Raw genomic sequence first — 18,048 nt, forward strand, 5'->3', positions numbered from 1 at the left:
GCGGTCGCGAGGTAGGCGCGCGGTTCGACGCCGCGCTCGCGATGTACCACGACCAGGCGACCATCCCGCTGCGGCTGTGGGGCGTCGGCGACGCGGTCAACGTCACGCTCGGGCTTCCCATCGTGCGGACGTCGCCGGGGCACGGGGTCGCGCTCGACGTCGCGGGTCGCGGCGTCGCCGACGCGGGCGGCATGATCGCTGCGACGCGCCTCGCGGGTGAGATCGCCGCGCGGGTCGCGCGGCGGCGAACGGGGGCCGGCTGATGTCGCTCTCGCGGATCAGGGGACAGGACGGCGCGATCGCGCACCTGCGCTCGGCCTTCGAGGCCCGGCGGCTCGCCCACGCCTACGTCTTCAACGGCCCGGACGGCGTCGGGAAGGAGACCGCCGCGCTCGAGCTCGCGGCGGCGCTGAACTGCGAGGCCGGGGGGCTCGAGGGGTGCGGCGCGTGCGCTTCGTGCAGAATGGCGGCGAAGCTCGCGCATCCCGACATCCACCTCGTGTTCCCGATGCCGAGGGACGCGAAGCCCGCGGAGGCCGCGGAGATCCTCGCGGAGCAGGCGCGTGCGGGATACCGCGACGCCGGCTTCGGGCGCAAGGCGGCCATCATCTCCGTGGAGGCCGTCCTCGACGCGGTGGTGGCGAAGGCCAACCAGCGGCCCTATACTGGGCCGTGGAAGGTGTTCGTCGTCGCCGACGCCGACGCGATGACGCCCGAGGCCGCCAACGCGCTCCTCAAGTCGCTCGAGGAGCCGCCGGACGCGACGGTCCTCGTGCTGACCACGTCCCGGCTGAACGCGCTCCCCGCGACGGTGCTCTCGCGGTGCCAGAGGATCCAGTTCCGGCGGCTCCCGCGCGACACCGTTGAGGACATCCTCCTCTCCGACAAGCGCGTGGGGTTCAACAAGGCGCGGGCCAGGGCCGCGGCCGCCGTGTCGCTCGGCAGCGCCGGGCGGGCCGTGCGGGCCGAGGGCGAGGGGCTCGCGTCGGAGCTCGGCCGGGTCGCCGATCTCATGACGGGCAAGCGCGCCGCGGGCGTCGGGCCGCTCCTCAACGAGGCGTCGCAGATCGCGTTCCGTCTCGGCCGGCAGGAGCAGGAGCGTCTTCTCGACCTCATGCTCCTGTGGCTGCGGGATGTGCTGCTCCTGCGGGAGCTCGGGGACGGCGCCCCGGCCGGGGAGATCCTCTTCGAACGCCAGCGCCGGCAGCTCGAGGCGCAGGCCCGGGCGATGGACGCGCGGGCGATCGGCGACCTCGCGGTGAGGATCGACGACGCGCGCCGCGCGATCGAGCGGTACTCGAACCCGTCGATCGTGTTCACCTCGGTCCTGGTCGACGTGGCGGTCGCCCGCAGGCGGGCGGAGGCGGGAGGCGGGAGGGCGCATGCAGCCTGAGGCGGTGGTCGGACGCACGCCGGAGTCCCTCGAGATCGAGTTCAAGGGAGGCCGCAAGGCGCTCTTCTCGAACCCGAGGAACATCCCGTTCGAGAACGGGGACCACGCCGTCGTGGACATCGACCGCGGTCAGGACATCGGGCGCGTCATCCGCGAGGGCGAGGCGGCGAGCCGGAAGCAGCGCGAGAAGGGCGTCGTCGGCCACATCCTGCGGCGGGCGACCCCGGAAGACCTCGAGCGGCTCGCGCAGATCCGCTCCCGGGAGGCGGAGGCGCACAGGACCTGCCAGCAGTGCGTCGCGAAGCAGGGCCTGCCGATGAAGCTCGTGGACGTCGAGTCGCAGTTCGACGGCAACAAGATCCGCTTCTACTTCACGTCCGACCGCCGCGTGGACTTCCGCAAGCTCGTGCGCGACCTCGCCGGCATCTTCAAGACGCGCATCGAGATGCGGCAGATCGGCGTCCGCGACGAGGCCCGGCGGCTCGGCGGGTACGGGCGCTGCGGCCGCTACTACTGCTGCCGCGGCGTGATCGCGGACTTCGATCCCGTCACGCTCAAGATGGTGAAGGAGCAGCACCTCGCGCCCGGCTCGCCGAAGATCTCCGGCGGCTGCGGGCGCCTCATGTGCTGCCTGCGCTACGAGCGGGCGCTCTACGCCGAGGCGGGGTGCGAGTACCCCAAGCTCGGGACGCGCGTCGAGATGGGGGAGAAGAAGGCGAAGGTCGTGGCCGTGGACATCTTCCGCAGCAGGATTTCGCTGTCGGACGACGAGGGGAAGACGACGACGATGACGCTGGAGGAGTTCAAGGGAGCCCGCGTCACCGCCGTCGGGACCGGCGAGGGCGAGCCCGCCATCGAGCAGTACTGGGACGAGAGCGAAGCGGCGCCCGAGGTCGAAGAGGAGAGGGATGCCGAGTAAGTACTACATCACGACGGCCATCGACTACGTCAACAGCGCCCCGCACGTGGGGACAGCCTACGAGAAGATCTCCGCGGACGTGTTCGCCCGGTTCCATCGCCTCGCGGGCGACCGCGTGTACTTCCAGATGGGCAACGACGAGCACAGTCTGAACGTCGAGCGCTCGGCGCGGGCCCGAGGCATGGACCCGAAGGCGTACTGCGACGAGATGGAGCTCGTGTTCCGGAACATCTGGGCGAAGCTCGACATCTCCTTCGACCGTTTTGTGAGAACGACCGACGAGGACCACGTCGCCGGTCTCCGGAAGCTCTTCGAGGCGATGCGCGACGACATCTACCACGGGCAGTACGAGGGGTACTACTGCGAGTCGTGCGAGGCGTTCCTCCTCGAGAAGGACCTCGCGGACGGGTGCTGCCCGACGCACCGAACGAAGCCGGCGTGGATCAAGGAGGAGAACCACTTCTTCCGCCTGTCGAAGTACCGGGACCGCCTGCTTTCGCACATCGAGGAGCATCCGGAGTTCATCCAGCCGGAGACCAGGCGCAACGAGATCCTCCAGCTTCTCAGGGCGGGGCTCTCCGACATCAGCGTGAGCCGCGCGGGCACGACCTGGGGCGTGCCACTCCCGATGGACGAGTCGCAGGTCATCTACGTCTGGGTGGACGCGCTCACGAACTACATCACGGGCGCGGGCTACGGGACCGACGAGGCGCGGTTCGCATCGGAGTGGCCGGCCGAGCTGCATCTCATCGGGAAGGACATCACCCGCTTCCACTGCGTCATCTGGCCGGCGATGCTCATGAGCGCGGGGATCCCGCTCCCGAAGACCATCTACGGGCACGGGTTCGTGTACTTCAAGGGGCAGCGCCTCTCGAAGAGCCTCGGGGTGATCGTGGACCCGCTCGAGGCCGCGGACATGTTCGGGCCGTCGGCGCTCCGCTACTTCCTGATGAGAGAGGGGACCTACGGCCGCGACGTGGACTTCACGTGGGAGCAGTTCAGGGCTCGGTACGACTCGGAGCTTGCGAACGATCTCGGGAACCTCGTTTCGCGCACCATCGCGATGATCGAGAAGTTCCTCGGCGGTCGCGTGCCGAACCTCGCCGCGTCGAGCCGCGGCCATGTGCGGATGGTGGCCGAGGAGATCCGCGGGCCGGTCGTCCGGGACATGACGGCGTACGCGCCGCACGCGGCGCTCGCGAGGATCTGGGAGCTCGTGCGGCGCGCGAACAGCCACATCGAGGAGGCGAAGCCCTGGGTGCTCGCGCGCGAGGACAGCGCGAAGCTCGCGCAGTCGCTGTTCGACGTCGTCGAGGCCGTCCGGCAGATCGCGGTGATGGCGTGGCCCGTCATGCCGGGGAAGTGCGAGGAGATCCTCTCGCGGTTCGGCGTCGAGCTCAGCCCCGGGGCGGTGCCACTCGATGAACTCCTCGTGTGGGGCCACGGGTGGCCGGCGACCATCACGGTGCGAGGCGGGGCCGCGGTGTTCCCGAAGCACAGCACCGCGGACCTCGCGGCGAAGTTCGGGGTCGGGGGCGCGGCGCCGGCCGGCGCGGCTGGGGCTGGCGCCGACGCCGCGGGGGCCTCGGGCGGCGCGGCGCCGAGCGCGGCGCCCCAGTCGAAGGGAGCGAAGATGATCTCCTTCCAGGAGTTCCAGGCGCTCGATCTTAGGCTGGCGAAGGTGCTCGAGGCGGCGCGGGTGGAGGGCGCGACGAAGCTCCTCAAGCTTCGCGTGGACCTCGGCGGGGGCGACGTCCGGCAGATCGTCGCCGGCATCGCCGCCGCGTACGCGCCGGAGGCGCTCGTGGGGCGGACCGTCGTCGTCGTCGCGAACCTCGAGCCGGCGAAGATCCGCGGCATCGAGTCGCAGGCGATGCTCCTTGCCGCCGTGGACGGCGGCGCCCTCGCGCTCCTCGGGCCCGACAAGGAGCTCCCCGCCGGCACGAAGGTGAGCTAGTGCCCGCACCCTCGGCCGCTGCCCGGCCGCCCCTGGCGGACACGCACGCGCACCTCGACCTCGACGACTACCGCGACGACAGGGACGCGGTCCTCTCGAGGGCGCGCGCGTCGGGCGTCGCGCTGATCGTCAACGTCGGCTTCGACGCCGCCACCTCGGACGCGTCGATCGCCCTCGCCGAGGCGAACCCGTCCATCTACGCGTCGCTCGGCCTGCACCCGCACCACGCCTCCTCGCTCTCGGACGAGCTCCTGGCGCGCTACGAACGTCTCGCCGCGCACCCGAAGGTCGTGGCGATCGGCGAGACGGGCCTCGACTACCACAGGGGCCTCTCGCCCCGCGAGGACCAGGAGCGCGCCTTCCGCGCGCAGATCCGGCTCGCGAAGGCCGTCGGCCTGCCGCTCGTGGTCCACAACCGCGACGCGCACGGCGATGTGCTTCGCGTGCTCGACGACGAGGGACCGCCGGAGGCAGGCGGCGTGATGCACTGCTTCCCCGGCGACGAGACGTACGCGCGCGAGGTCGTGCGACGAGGCTTCCACGTCGGGATCGGCGGGCCGGTGACCTACTCGGCCCGGGGGCGGCTCGCCGGCGTCGCGGCCTCGGTGCCGCAGGACAGGCTCGTGCTCGAGACGGACGCCCCGTGGCTCCCGCCCGTCCCGCACCGCGGGCGGCGGAACGAGCCCTCGTTCGTGCGACTCGTGGCTGAGCGCGTGGCGGAGCTCCGCGGCCTCGCCGTCGCCGACCTCGCGCGGCTCACGACCGGGAACGCGCGGCGGCTCTTCGGGATCCCCGATCTCCCGGCCCCGTCCATCGCCTACGAGATGTGGGGGAACCTCTACCTCAACATCACGAACCGCTGCACGAACGCGTGCGGCTTCTGCGTGCGCTACCAGTCCGACACGCTCTGGGGCTACAACCTCAGGTTGGAGCGCGAGCCGTCCGTCGAGGAGATCATCGAGGCCGTCGGAGACCCGACGCGGTATCGCGAGATCGTCTTCTGCGGGTTCGGCGAGCCGACCGTGAGGCTCGACGTGGTGACCGAGGTCGGCCGCCGCCTCCGGGCGTCGGGCGCGCGCGTCCGGATCGACACGAACGGGCACGCGAACCTCATCTGGAACAGGAACGTCGTGCCCGAGCTGGTCGCGGCCGTGGACGCGGTCTCGGTGAGCCTCAACGCGGCCGACGCCGCGCAGTACGAGACGCTCTGCCGCCCGCGGTTCGGCCCCGGCACGTTCGACCACGTGGTCGCCTTCGCATGCGAGTGCAGGAAGGCCGGCATCGAGACCGTCGTCTCGGTCGTGGACGTCAAGGGGGTCGACCTCGCCCGCGTGCGGGCGCTGGCAGCCGGCCTGGGTGTTCCCCTTCGCGTGCGGGGCGGCGACGCGCGGCGCGAGCCGAGCGCGAGGTAGCCCGATGGAGCCGACACAGCCCCAGGTCATGCTCGCGAAGTACGGGCTTGCGGCGTCGAGGCGGCGGGGGCAGAATTTCCTGGTGGACGGCAACGTGGCCAGGAAGGTCGTCGAGGCCGCCGCGCCGTCCGCGGACGACGTCGTCATCGAGATCGGGCCGGGGTTCGGCGCGATCACCTTCGGCCTTGCGGCGCGCGCCGCGCACGTCGTCGCGGTTGAGTTCGACGCGGGCATCGCGCGCGCCTTCCGGGAGGAGTACCCGGACGCGGCGGGGATCACCCTCGTGAACGAGGACTTCCTCGCGTTCGACATCGAGGGGGCCGCCCGCCGGTTCGGCGCCGCGCGCCTGATCGTGGCGGGGAACCTGCCCTACAACATCACGAGCCCGGCCATCAGGCGGCTCGTCGAGCACAAGGCGATCGTCTCGCGGGCGGTGCTCATGGTGCAGGCGGAGGTCGGCGCGCGCATCGCCGCGGCGCCGGGCGAGCCGGACTACTCGGCGCTCTCGGCCGTCGTCCAGTACCACGCGTCGGTCGCGTCGCTGTTCACGGTGCGGAGGACGTGCTTCCGCCCGCGGCCGAAGGTGGACTCCCGCGTCGTCGAGATCGACCTGTCGGCGGGTCGGGCGTGGCGGAGTAACCCCCACGCGTTCGAGGCCGTCGTGCACGCGGCCTTTCAGAAGCGGCGGAAGATGCTGCGGCAGTCCCTGGCGGGTGTGACGGCCGACGCGGGCGTGTCCGCGGAAGAGCTGGCGCTCCGGACCGGCGTGGACCTGTCTCGGCGGGGCGAGACGCTGAGCGTCGAGGAGTTCGACGCCCTCGCGAGCGCACTGGGTCCCGGGCGGGCGTAGAGCGGAGGCAGCGGCGTGCGTGTGCGCTTCCCACACTGGACGGTCCTCGCGACCGTCCTCCTCACGGCGGTCGCCGCCGTCGCTCCGGCTCAGGAGGAGAACGGCGACGGCGAGCCGGAGGGCGCCCCGGCGGACACGACCGCCGTCGGGCAGGAGGAGGCGCCCGACCACACCGTGCCGTTCAGGATCCAGGTCGCGACGCCGCTACGTCCCACCTACAAGCTCACCTACGGACGCGACCAGGACGCATCCTCCTGGGAGCACAGCTTCGGCTTCCGACAGCGCGTGTCCGAGCGCATCTCGTTCCAGGCGTCGTCGCTCATCTCCGTTCGCAGCACCGAGGTGCTCAGCAGGGAGAACAGGCAGGAGCGGTGGAGCGCCGGCCTGGACGCCAGCATCACGAGCGCCGTCGGCATGGCCGTCAGGCTCAACCGAACGACGCAGAGCGACGTCCGCAACCAGGGCTCGTCCTCGGAGGTCAGGAGCTTCCGCGAGAAGGAGACGGCGGACGTCTCGACCTCGTACTCGAAGACGCTTCTGTCGGGGATCGCGACCACCCTCAACATGACGGCGGGGCTCGAGAAGAACCGGTACGCGGACGTGCAGAGTCGCGGGGCCGCGCAGAGCATTGCCGCGTCCGTGGGCTACAACCCGACCCCGGGAGTCAAGGGGAGCGTGACGTACTCGGGGCGGCACTCGCTCCTGGATTCGGAGCAGGGTGCGCTCAGCAGCACGGACGAGTCGGAGAGCCACTCGCTCGGGGCGAACGTGGACTACACGTGGAAGACCAGCACCCTCAACGTGAACCTCGCAAGGTCCCGATCCGCGAACGAGTATCCCAAGGAGCAGCAGAAGGAGCGCAGGGAGCAGGAGAACGACAGCGCCTCGGTCAAGGGCACGTTCAAGCCCCTCCCGGGGCTGGACCTGACGCTTGGCTACGACTACAGCAGGAGCGGCATGTCCTACGCGCTGGAGCCGTCCCGCCGCAGCGTGCTGAGCAGCCGGGCAGTGAACGCCGGCGTGACCTACACCTTCGCGGGCGTGCGGCTCTCGAGCCAGCTGGCGTCGGATGTCAAACGGAACGAGTATACCAACGAGCAGACCGGGAACTCGTACGGGCAGTCGCTGGTGTTCAACGCCAATCGTGACTTCGGCACGCGCGTCAAGGTGGGCTTCACCGGCCGGATGACCCTCTACTCGCACCACTTCGACGACACGGTGAGGAACGACCAGGACCGAGACCTCTACGACCGTGAAGCGACGCTTCAGATCGACTACAACCCGAGGAACGATCTCTTGACCTCCCTCGCGCTGAGAGTCCGCGAGGACCAGCTCATCTACATCCGCACGTCCCGCACCGGCGACAACAGGCGCGCGCAGACGTTCTCCCTGCGGCCGTCCGTCACGAAGGTGTTCTCGAAGACGTTCAGCGCGAGCCAGCGATACGAACTCACGGCTGACTACACCCTCTACACGTTCAACGACGCCAAGAACTTCCTCGTGAGGAACCTCGGCGTGACGACCGAGGCCCGGTGGTCGGGCGCCCGCAAGCTCGACCTCACGGTGAGCCATCGGTACGTCGCGCAGGACGAGGGATCGTACGTGACCGGGTCGGACGGCATCGCGCGGTACGGGAAGAACAGCGAGCGGGACGATCACACCATGAAGGCCACGCTCAGGTATAGGCTCTTCGACGCAATAGGCATCGAAGCATCGCAGAGCTACTCCGTCTCACAGCGGTGGACCATCGTGGACGGCGGTCGGCGGCTCTCGTGGGAACGGCACGACACCAGCCTCACCGGCAAGGCCTCTGTGGACTACAAGCTCGAGGACGGGACGACGCTCAAGGCCTCGGTGGCCCGCACGGACCGCGACGCGACATCGCTCGTCGAGCGGCTGCGGCGGGTCTGGGACGTCTCGCTGAGCATCGACAAGGCGTTCTAGTTCGGGGGAGCGGATGGCAACGAGACTCGCGACGGTCGTGGCCCTGGCGATGTGCCTCCTGGTCTGCGGCTGCATCCTCAGTCCACGTGATCCCGATGGCCCGCCGGACGGCGGCGCGACCAACTGGGAAACGCCGATCACGACCTTGATCGTGCTTCAGAACCTCGCGGCCGCCATGGACCGCGAGAGCTCGAGCAACTACCGCGACTGCTTCACCGAGGACTACCGGTTCCACGTGGATCCGCAGGACTCGCTCGACGCGGGGCAGGAGGCGGAGCAGATGTTCGCCGACTGGACGCGCGCCGACGAGGAGTACGCCACGAGCCGCATCTTCGTGGACGCCGCGGAGATCTCCGTCGCGTTCACCACCGTGCTCCAGCCGGACGAGACGCAGCCGGAGACGTGCAGGCAGGTGGACTACACGCTCGCGGTGACGTGGCAGTCCGGCCCGCACGTCAACGAGGAGATCATCTACCGGGGGAGAGCCTCTCTCTGGATGCGCCGGAGCGACTCCGGACGGTGGGCGATCTTCCGATGGGTGGACCGACGGATGGGCGGCACCAACCGGACCTGGGGTGCCCTTCGGGGCGATTATCGTGGGTGAGGTGTAACGCGCCGCGGGCACGGCGATTGCAGCTATGGGGCGTGCCCGAGGCCGCGGTTGCGCCGGGGCGTCGCTCTTGATATAATGGAGCATCGTGCGAGTGAGGGATGGGGGGTATCCATGGTGAGACGAAACGCCCGCGCTCTTGCGCTCGTTGCGCTGATCGGGCTGGTCGCAGGGGCTCTCGGCGGCTGCTGGAATCCGTTCGCGCCCCGCAACGGCGGCGGCGGCGGCGGCGACCCGATCGAGTGGAAGCCGCGCACGTCCCCCGCGAACGTCCTGCACAACCTCGTCACGGCCTACAAGAACAAGATGGTCGACGAGTACCTGGACTGCATGGCCGAGGACTTCGTCTTCCTCCTGAACCCGAAGGACGTCGAGAACGACCCCACCCTCGAGCCGGGATACTGGGGCAAGGCGGAGGAGCGCCTCATCCACCAGCAGATGTTCGGTGATGAGGGCGAGCATGCCGACCGCATCGAGCTCCGCCTGACGCAGGTGGGCGATCCCCTCCCGGTGAATCCGGGCGACGGGACGGGTACCCACTACCAGTACAAAGAGGCCGTGGACCTCAAGGTGTACATGGGGGTGTGGACCTATCTGGCGACGGCTCCCTCCATGTACCAGTTCCGCATCGATCAGGACCAGGTCGGCCCCGACGGCGAGCAGCTCTGGGAGATCTGGAGATGGCAGGATCTCGACGAGACCCGCGGGAGCATCTCCTCGGACGAGACGACACGGACCATCACGGTCGGGCAGCTCAAGGCGATGTTCAGGCCCTGAGCGCTCGGCGATGGCGCACTGAGTGATGCCGGGGGACGGGTGACCGTCCCCCGGCATCGTTTCCGGGGGCGCCCGTCGTTGACTCCCGCCCTCGCGGCCCCTAGAATGGCCGACGAGCGGAGCGATGCGTCGGCCCCTGCAGGAACGACTCCCCATGCGAACCCACCGCCGCCAGAACGCCGGTCGGGCGAGCCGGGCGACCGGTCTTTCGGCCGCCAGGCTCTGGCTCGTCGCTGCGGCTCTTGCGGTCGTGGCGTTCCTCGTTGTCTGGGAGCTCGGAGAGAGCGGGGTGGGCGCCGCGCTCCTCGGGAAGGTGCTTGGCGAACGCGACCTCTCGGAGCGCGCCGAGGCGCTCGACCGCGCCGTGGACGGCGCGCTCGTCCAGGTGGGCGCGCTCGACCTCAACGTCGAGACCGAGACGCGCAGCGAGGGACGGACGCGCTGGCCGCACTGGACGAAGGTCGGCCGCGTCCCGCAGGGCGCGGACCTCGTCCGCTGCAACCTCGCGCTCACCGAGGCCGTGCGCGCCGCGGCTGGAGACATCATCATCGTGCGCGAGCGGCCGCCGGACTGGCGCGGCGGGCGGACGCTCGACATGAAGCTCGGGCTGGGCCGGCGGGAGACGCATCAGATCGTGCTGCGCGAGACGCCCGGCGCCCCGCAGCCTCGGCCGGCCCGCGCTCCGAGGATCGCGATCGTGATCGACGACGTCGGCTACGGCGAATCAAGAACGATGCAGGCCGTGCTCGATCTCGACGGGCCGATCACCGTCGCCGTGGTGCCGCGCACGGCGGCGGGGAAGGCCACCGCCGCCGCCGCGCACGACGCCGGCAAGGAGGTGATCCTCCACCTCCCGATGGAGCCGCAGGGATACCCCGGCGTCGACCCCGGCGAGGGAGCCCTTCTCCTGGAGCACTCCGCCGCGGACATCAGGAGGCTGCTCGGCGAGGCCCTCGACGACGTCCCGCACGCGGTCGGCGTGAGCAACCACATGGGCTCCGCGTTCACCGCCGACCGGGCGCAGATGCGCGCGCTCCTCTCCGCGCTCAAGGCCCGCGGCCTCTTCTTCTTCGACAGCATGACGACGGCGCAGTCGGTCGGGCTCTCCGAGGCGATGCGCGCCCGTGTGCCCGTCGCGAGGAACAGCATGTTCCTGGACAGCAGGCTCGACGAGCAGGGGCGCGTGGCCGTTCCGTCGCGCCTGCGCGACCTCGAGGCGCTCGCGAGAACGCGCGGCGCCGTCGCCGCGATCGGGCACCCGCACCGCGAGACGATCGCCGCGCTCAGGCGCGAGATGCCGGCCATGAAGGAGCGCGGCATCGAGTTCGTGTTCCTTTCGACGCTCGTGAGCGAGGAGGTGGGTCCATGAGGCTCTCGGTCAACGTCGATCACGTCGCGACGGTCCGGCAGGCCCGAAGGGCGGACGAGCCGGACCCCGTGTGGGCGGCGGTGGCGGCGGAGCTCGCCGGCGCGTGCGGCATCACGGTGCACCTGCGCGGCGACCGCCGGCACATCCAGGACCGCGACGTCGAGGCGCTGCGAAAGACGGTCGCCGGCTGCCTCAACCTCGAGATGGCGGCGACGGACGAGATGCTGGGGATCGCGACGAGGCTTAGGCCCGACATGTGCACGCTCGTTCCGGAAGGCGCCGGCGAGGTCACCACGCAGGGCGGGCTCGACATCATGGCGGAGGAGGCGGCGGTGCGGAGCGCGGTCGAGCGCCTGAAGGCGTCCGGCATCGGCGTCAGCATCTTCATCGACCCCGACGTCGTGCAGGTCGGGCGCGCCAACGCGGTCGGCGCCGACATCGTGGAGGTCCACACGGGCCTCTACGCCGACGCGAAGGGCGCGGATGCGGTCACGCGGGAGTTCGAGAAGGTGCGTGTGGCCGCCATCGCCGCGTGCGAGATGGGGCTCCGGGCGCACGGAGGGCACGGCCTCACCTACCGGAACGTCCATCGAATCGCGGCGATCGGCGAGATCGACGAGGTGAGCATCGGCCACAGCATCGTGGCGCGGGCGGTCGTTGTCGGAATGGACAGGGCCGTGAGGGAGATGCTCGCGCTGCTCGGGCGCGGGGCTCAGGGCGTCCGCGGCTGAGGGGCGGAGTCCGTGGCCGCCTGCTCGTACTCGCCCGGGTGGAACCGCTGGGCGAGCACGTAGGCGGCGAGCGGGGCCAGCTCGAGCCAGATGCGGTACTCGTCGATCACCGCGAAGGCGAGCGTGTTGACCGCGAACGCGGCGGCGACCCATCGGGCCATGCGCGCCGCCGGGTTCCTCGCCGAGACCACCGCCAGCGCGACGAGCGTCCCCGCGTTGATGAAGACGGGGTGTGCCAGGGTCGCCCGTCCCAGGATCCTCACGTTCTCTGCCAGCCGCGATGTCCCACCGTCCGGCGGCCGCACCGTCATCGAGAAGAACGGGACGGGGGTGCCGACGGCCACATCGGTCGCGACCTTCACGATGACGAAGAGCGCCGCCGTCACGAGGGCGTAGCGGAGGCGCCGCTTCATCGGGATGTCCAGGAAGAAGAGCGCGAGGCACAGCACGGCCGTCGTCTCCTTGAACAGGAGGCCGGCCAGCACGATGACGGGGAGCGCGCGGTAGGCGCGCCGGTGGTAGCAGGCGACGAACGCCGCGAAGAAGAAGAGCGCGGGGAGGTCCCAGGGATAGACGCGGTTCACGACGCCGGGGCAGTAGCCGAACACCACGGCGGCGAAGACGCCCCACATCAGGAACACGGCCCGTCTTCTGAACCCCCACAGCAGCGCCGCGTTGACGAGCAGAAGCCAGAAGGCCGAGTGGATACCGATGGTGAGAGGGAGGTGGACCTGCGCGTTCCGGACGCCTTGCTTCCACAGGTACTCGGCGATCACGTCGGCAGCGCCGATCGACAGGATGCGCGGCTTCCACTCCTGACGCAGTTCGTCGTACCGGATGTCGTCGAGGTGCGCGGTGACGAACGTGTGCGCGTTGTCAGGGTGCAGGAACGCGAGCGACGCCGCGAGGTGATACGCGCAGACGCTGAGCGCCAGGGCCAGCAGCACGAGAACGGCCCAGTCGCGGATGGCGGGTGCCGACGCTGTCACGGGCTCTCCTTGGGGCGGGTCCATCCCCACTATACGCCCGTCCCGGCGCGGCGGGCAAGCGGCTGAGCCCCCGTGTGCCGGGGCGCCGGGGGCTTTCCCGTTGACCCACCCGCCCGCGCCACGGTATCATCTCCCGTTACGCTTCGGCAGTCGCGGCACTCCTCGGGCCCGCTTCCGGGCCGCTCATGGCGTCAGGGAGGCGCTTCATGACATCGAAGATGCGTTGGCAGGCCATTCTCGTCATCCTGGTCATCGGGTTCAGCATATGGAGGGCGTCGTACACCGTTCGCTACCTCTCCCTCGACGACGCCGCGAAGGCGCGGATGGCCCCGGAGCAGGTCGCCGCGCTCGAGCGCAACTCCCTGAAGCTGGGCCTGGACCTCCGCGGGGGCATGCACCTCGTGCTTGAGGTTGACAAGGAGGGGCTCCCGCCGGACGAGGCGGCCGACGCGGTGGACCGCGCTCTCGAGGTCATCCGGAACAGGATAGACCAGTTCAACGTCGCCGAGCCCTCCATCCAGCGTCAGGGCGACAACAGGATCATCGTCCAGCTGCCGGGCCTGCAGGACGAGGAGCGAGCCAAGAGCCTCATCGGGCGGACGGCGCTCCTCGAGTTCGTGCCCGTCGCATCGGCCGAGCAGGTGGACCTCGTGTTCCGCGCCATCGACCGCGCCCTCGCCGACACCATGGCCGCGCGCGGCGAGGCCGGCGTCCTCCCGGACCCCACGGACCCGGGCTACCAGGCGGCTCGGCTGGCGCTCGAGCACCCGTTCTCCTCGCGGGCCCGCTACATCGAGTCCCTGCCGTTCTTCGCGGAGTCCATCGTGCCGTGGGCCCAGCAGCAGCTCGCCCGACTGAACGTCGAGGCGCTGCTCCCTCGCGACCCGGAGAACCCGCTCCTTCCGCGGGTCAGGCTCGCGTGGTCCGAGCAGACGCGGGTTCTCGACGACGGCAACACCTACCGGCCGCTCTACGTGCTGATGCGCGACCCGCTCATGACCGGGTCGGTCGTCTCGACGGTGGAGGTGCGGCCGGGCCTTGACGAGAACAACCCGAACGCCCCCGGCATCTCGCTCCGGCTCAGCCGCGAGGGCGGGCGCACCTTCGCGCAGTACACCGGGCAGCACATCGGCGACCACCTCGCGATCGTGCTGGACGGCAGAGTCCAGTCGGCCCCCGTCATCAAGGACCGCATCCCGGCCGGGACGCCGGCGTCGATCACGGGCGGCTTCACCGACGCTGAGGCGCGCGACCTGGCCATCGTGCTCCGAGCCGGCAAGCTCCCTGCTCCGATGACCATCGAGGAGGAGCGCTCGGTCGGACCGTCTCTCGGGCGCGACTCGGTGGAGAAGGGCGTTCGCGCGCTCGTCATCGGCTTCTTCGCGGTCGTCGCGTTCATGCTGATCTTCTACAAGGGGTCCGGTCTCGTCGCGGTCGGGGCTCTCGTGTCCAATCTCTTTGTGCTCGTGGCCATCATGTCGGTCCTCCCCGTCGACCCCAAGCCGGCGCTCACGCTTCCGGGGCTTGCCGGGATCATCCTCACGATCGGCATGGCCGTGGATGCGAACGTGCTCATCTTCGAACGGATCAAGGAGGAGCTCAGGAACCAGAAGACGATCCGCGCGGCCATCCGAGACGGATACGAGCGCGCGTTCCTGACGATCCTCGACGCGAACGTGACGACGCTCATCGCGGCGGCCGTGCTGTGGAAGTTCGGGACAGGACCGGTCAGAGGGTTCGCAGTGACGCTCGCCCTTGGCATCATCGCGAGCATGTTCACGGCGATCGTCGCGACGCGCATCGTCTTTGAGACCATCACCGTCACGAGGAACGTAAGACGCCTGAGCATCTAGCGGCCGGTCGTCCCGGGGGGCGGCTCGCGCGACGCGGCGGGCCCCAAGGAGATACGATGAACCTGTTCGTCAACACGAACTTCAACTTCATGGGCGCCAGGAAGATCGCCTTCGGCGCCTCGATCGTGCTGATCGTCGTGGGCCTCATCTCGATCCTCGGCCACCGCGGCCTGAAGCTCGGGGTGGACTTCAGCGGCGGCGTCCTTCTGCAGGTGAGGTCGGAGCAGAAGATCCCGACGCAGGAGATGAGGAGGGTGCTGGGAGGGATGGGGCTCGCGGACGCCGAGATCCAGCAGTTCGGCGACGAGGGCGAGGCCATCATCCGCGTGCGGCAGGAGCGCGCAAGCCCGACGCTCGCCGCCGACATCGTGGAGGCCCTGAACGCGCACGACCCGCAGAACCGGACGGAGCTTCGGCGTCAGGAGCTCGTCGGCCCGAAGGTCGGCGCCGAACTCAGGACGACCGCGACGATCGCGGTGATCGTCGCGCTCATCGGCATGCTCATCTACATCTGGATCAGGTTCGAGTTCATGTTCGGGCTGGGAGGCGTCGCGGCGCTCGCGCACGACGTGGTCATCACGCTGGGGCTTCTCTCGCTGACGAACCGCGAGATCACGCTGCAGATCGTCGCGGCCCTGCTCACGATCGTCGGGTACTCCATCAACGACACGATCGTGGTGTACGACCGGATCCGTGAGAACAGGAAGAAGATGTACGGGAAGAGCCTCGTGGACATCGTGAACAGGAGCGTGAACGAGACGCTCTCGAGGACGATCAATACGAGTCTGACGACGCTGCTCGTCCTCATCGCTCTCTACTTCCTCGGCGGCGAGGTCATCAGGGACTTCGCCTTCGCCCTCATGATCGGCATCATCGTCGGGACGTACTCGTCGGTCTACATCGCGACGCCGCTCGTGGTGGACTGGCAGCTCGCGCAGGACGCGCGGCGACGGAGCCGGCTCAAGGCCGCGGCCACGCGGGCGTAGGCGCGCGCCGGGAGTTCGGCGGCGCGCACGCGCCCCGCGCCAGGACGAGGGATGGGATACGGGACGGCGCTCTGACAGGCGCCGTCCCCGCGTTAGGTGAGCGGGTTGCGCGGGGCCGCGGAGTCGGCCATAGTGGTAGGGACACGAAGCCCGCGCGAGCGCGGTCGTGGAGGTCCGAGATGAGGCGACGGGTGCGCGCCCGCAGTGTGCGCGCCGCCGCGACGACGGTCGCGCTGGCGCTCGTCCTCGTCGGCTCTGCGGCAGGGCCGGCTCGGGCGGCCGGCGCCGGCGCCCGCGGGTTCACCGTCGCGCAGCTCAAGTACCGTGGCGGCGGTGACTGGTACGCGAACCCGAGCAGCCTTCCGAACCTCCTCGCCGCCGTCCGCGAGCGCGCGGGCATCGAGGTCGCCGCGAAGCCCGCGACCGTCTCGCCGACCGACGACGAGCTCTTCCTCCACCCGCTCATCTACATGACCGGGCACGGCCAGGTGTCGTTCAGCGACGAGGAAGCGGCCAGGCTCCGCGAGCACCTCAAGCGCGGCGGCTTCCTCTGGGCGGACGACAACTACGGCATGGACCGGTCGTTCCGGGCGGAGATCGCCCGGGTGTTGCCGGGCCAGCCGCTTGTCGAACTTCCGTTCGACCACCCGATCTACCGTTCGTTCTACGAGTTCCCCGACGGGCTGCCGAAGATCCACGAGCACGACGGCGGCCCCCCGCACGGGTACGGCATCTTCCTGGATGGGCGGCTCGTGGTCTTCTACAGCTTCAACACGGACATCGGGGACGGCATGGAGGACCCGGAGGTGCACGGCGATCCTCCGGAGAAGCGTGAGCAGGCCCTTCGGATGGGCGTGAACGTCGTGGTGTACGCGCTCACGCACTGAGTCCCTACGAGTCCCCCACGCGCGAGGTGCCTGTGGTCGCATCGCCGGCAGAACGGGGTCACGCGGAACTGCTGCGCCGCATCGCAGCGGCGGGGAGCCGCTGGAGGCGCCGCGCCGTGGCCGCCGGGGCCTGCCGCGCGCTCGCCATCGTCGTGCCCGCGCTCGCGGCCGAGGTCGCGCTGGACGCGTTCCTTCACCTGCCGGCGGGCGTGAGGGTCGCGTGGCTTGTCGGCGTCGCCGCGCTCGGCGCGTGGGCGGCGGGGCGCGTCGTGCGTCAGGCGCTCGCGCGCCTCGACCCCGTGAGGATCGCCGCTGAGATCGAGGCGCGGCACCCGGAGCTCGGCGAGACGATCGAGTCCGCGGCGGAGCTGTGGGAGAAGCGGGGCGCGGCGAAGCTCGGCTACTCGGTCGAGCTCATCGACGCCCTGATCGAGAAGGCGGTCGCCGACTCCGCGGGCATCGACTTCGCGACGGCGGGCGGCGACGCGGGTCTGCGCCGGTGGGGACGGCTCCTGGCGGCGGCCGCGGCGGTCTCGGCGGTCGCGCTCGCGCTGCCGGGCGCGAGGCTCGGGCCTGCCGTCGGGCGGCTCGCGCGGCCGCTTGCCTCGGGGCGTGAGGCGCGCGTCGTCATCGAGGTCGAGCCCGGCGACGCGACGCTCGTGTCGGGCGACGACCTGGTCGTGACGGCGCGCGTGAGAGCGGCTGCGGGCGCGGAGGCGCCCGCGCCGCCGACCGCGGCCCCCGTGCTTCAGCTCGAGCTCGAGGGAGAAGCGCCGGTCGACCGGCCCATGGCGGCCGCGGACGGCGGCGCCTACCGCGCGACGGTCCCCGGCGTGCGCAGCGCCCTCCGCTACTCCGTGAAGGCCGGCCGCGAGACGAGCCGCCGCTTCTCCGTGCGCGTGATCGATCGCCCGTTCGTCGCGGGCATCAGGCTGGACTACGAGTTCCCGCGCTACAGCGGCCTCGTGCCGCGCACCGTAGACGAGAACAGCGGCGACATCACGGCCCTCGTCGGCACGAACGTCACGATCACCGTCACGCCCAGCAAGCCTGTCGCAGGCGCCGACCTCGCGTTCGCCGGCGGCGTGCGGCAGGCCTTCGAGCGCGCGGGGGGACAGGCGCTTCGGACGACGCTGACCGTGACGGAGAGCACGACCTACGCCATCGAGATGACCGACCGCGATGGGCTGACCAACCCCGACCCCGCCGCCTGGTCGATCGTCGCCGTGCGCGACGAGCACCCGCTCGTGCGGATCGTCGAGCCCGGCGAGGACCGCGTGGCGCCCGCCGACATGCTGCTGCCCGTCGCGGCGTCGGCCGTGGACGACTACGGCATCGGGAGGCTCGCCCTGCACTACGCCGTCCAGGGGG

General features: G+C 70.4%; 16 protein-coding genes. 15 read left to right on the forward strand and 1 reads right to left on the reverse strand.

Translation table 11 applies throughout. The features are described 5' to 3' along the window. The 11 genes from FJY74_07875 to FJY74_07925 form a co-directional block, all read left to right on the forward strand. The coding region (locus FJY74_07875; protein ID MBM3308227.1) for a 4-hydroxythreonine-4-phosphate dehydrogenase PdxA at window positions 1–263 on the forward strand (263 nt) is incomplete at its 5' end. Further along, complete coding sequence (locus FJY74_07880; protein MBM3308228.1) at window positions 263–1,393, forward strand: AAA family ATPase; 1,131 nt, start codon at window positions 263–265, stop codon at window positions 1,391–1,393. The genes FJY74_07875 and FJY74_07880, both read left to right, overlap by 1 nt. Next, a complete protein-coding gene (locus tag FJY74_07885; GenBank protein ID MBM3308229.1) occupies window positions 1,383–2,312 on the forward strand; it encodes a stage 0 sporulation protein in 930 nt (309 codons plus the stop codon). Before FJY74_07880 ends, FJY74_07885 begins: the two co-directional genes overlap by 11 nt. Beyond that, complete coding sequence (metG, locus tag FJY74_07890) at window positions 2,302–4,269, forward strand: methionine--tRNA ligase (GenBank protein ID MBM3308230.1); 1,968 nt, start codon at window positions 2,302–2,304, stop codon at window positions 4,267–4,269. The genes FJY74_07885 and metG overlap by 11 nt, the downstream gene beginning before the upstream one ends. 32 nt (window positions 4,270–4,301) lie before the next feature. Further along, window positions 4,302–5,681, forward strand: a complete 1,380-nt coding sequence (locus FJY74_07895; GenBank protein MBM3308231.1) for a YchF/TatD family DNA exonuclease — start codon at window positions 4,302–4,304, stop codon at window positions 5,679–5,681. A gap of 4 nt (window positions 5,682–5,685) precedes the next feature. Continuing rightward, window positions 5,686–6,531, forward strand: coding sequence for a ribosomal RNA small subunit methyltransferase A (rsmA, locus tag FJY74_07900; GenBank protein MBM3308232.1), 846 nt, complete (start codon window positions 5,686–5,688; stop codon window positions 6,529–6,531). A gap of 15 nt (window positions 6,532–6,546) precedes the next feature. Then, entirely contained in the window at window positions 6,547–8,475 is a 1,929-nt protein-coding gene (locus tag FJY74_07905) for a hypothetical protein (protein MBM3308233.1), read from the forward strand. Window positions 8,476–8,488: 13 nt separating this feature from the next. Beyond that, on the forward strand, window positions 8,489–9,079 hold the full coding sequence (locus FJY74_07910) for a hypothetical protein (GenBank protein MBM3308234.1): 591 nt from the start codon (window positions 8,489–8,491) through the stop codon (window positions 9,077–9,079). A 120-nt stretch (window positions 9,080–9,199) separates the two neighbouring features. Continuing rightward, complete coding sequence (locus FJY74_07915; GenBank protein MBM3308235.1) at window positions 9,200–9,862, forward strand: hypothetical protein; 663 nt, start codon at window positions 9,200–9,202, stop codon at window positions 9,860–9,862. 154 nt (window positions 9,863–10,016) lie between these two features. After that, window positions 10,017–11,231, forward strand: coding sequence for a divergent polysaccharide deacetylase family protein (locus FJY74_07920; protein MBM3308236.1), 1,215 nt, complete (start codon window positions 10,017–10,019; stop codon window positions 11,229–11,231). After that, window positions 11,228–11,962, forward strand: a complete 735-nt coding sequence (locus FJY74_07925) for a pyridoxine 5'-phosphate synthase (protein ID MBM3308237.1) — start codon at window positions 11,228–11,230, stop codon at window positions 11,960–11,962. The genes FJY74_07920 and FJY74_07925 overlap by 4 nt, the downstream gene beginning before the upstream one ends. On the opposite strand, the gene FJY74_07930 is transcribed toward FJY74_07925, so the two are convergent. Further along, entirely contained in the window at window positions 11,944–12,951 is a 1,008-nt protein-coding gene (locus FJY74_07930; GenBank protein MBM3308238.1) for a hypothetical protein, read from the reverse strand. The genes FJY74_07925 and FJY74_07930 overlap by 19 nt on opposite strands. Before the next feature lie 206 nt (window positions 12,952–13,157). Here FJY74_07930 and secD point away from each other — a divergent pair, with 206 nt between their 5' ends. The 4 genes from secD to FJY74_07950 form a co-directional block, all read left to right on the forward strand. Beyond that, window positions 13,158–14,804 carry a protein translocase subunit SecD gene (secD, locus tag FJY74_07935; GenBank protein MBM3308239.1) on the forward strand — a complete coding sequence of 549 codons (1,647 nt, stop codon included), beginning with the start codon at window positions 13,158–13,160 and terminating at the stop codon, window positions 14,802–14,804. Window positions 14,805–14,860: 56 nt separating this feature from the next. Then, on the forward strand, window positions 14,861–15,790 hold the full coding sequence (secF, locus tag FJY74_07940) for a protein translocase subunit SecF (protein ID MBM3308240.1): 930 nt from the start codon (window positions 14,861–14,863) through the stop codon (window positions 15,788–15,790). A 179-nt stretch (window positions 15,791–15,969) separates the two neighbouring features. Continuing rightward, window positions 15,970–16,677, forward strand: coding sequence for a DUF4159 domain-containing protein (locus FJY74_07945; protein MBM3308241.1), 708 nt, complete (start codon window positions 15,970–15,972; stop codon window positions 16,675–16,677). A gap of 116 nt (window positions 16,678–16,793) precedes the next feature. Then, window positions 16,794–18,048, forward strand: a 1,255-nt coding sequence (locus FJY74_07950; protein ID MBM3308242.1) for a hypothetical protein, incomplete at its 3' end; no start/stop codon positions are given.

This window comes from Candidatus Effluviviaceae Genus I sp. (assembly GCA_016867725.1).
Lineage (GTDB): Bacteria > Joyebacterota > Joyebacteria > Joyebacterales > Joyebacteraceae > VGIX01.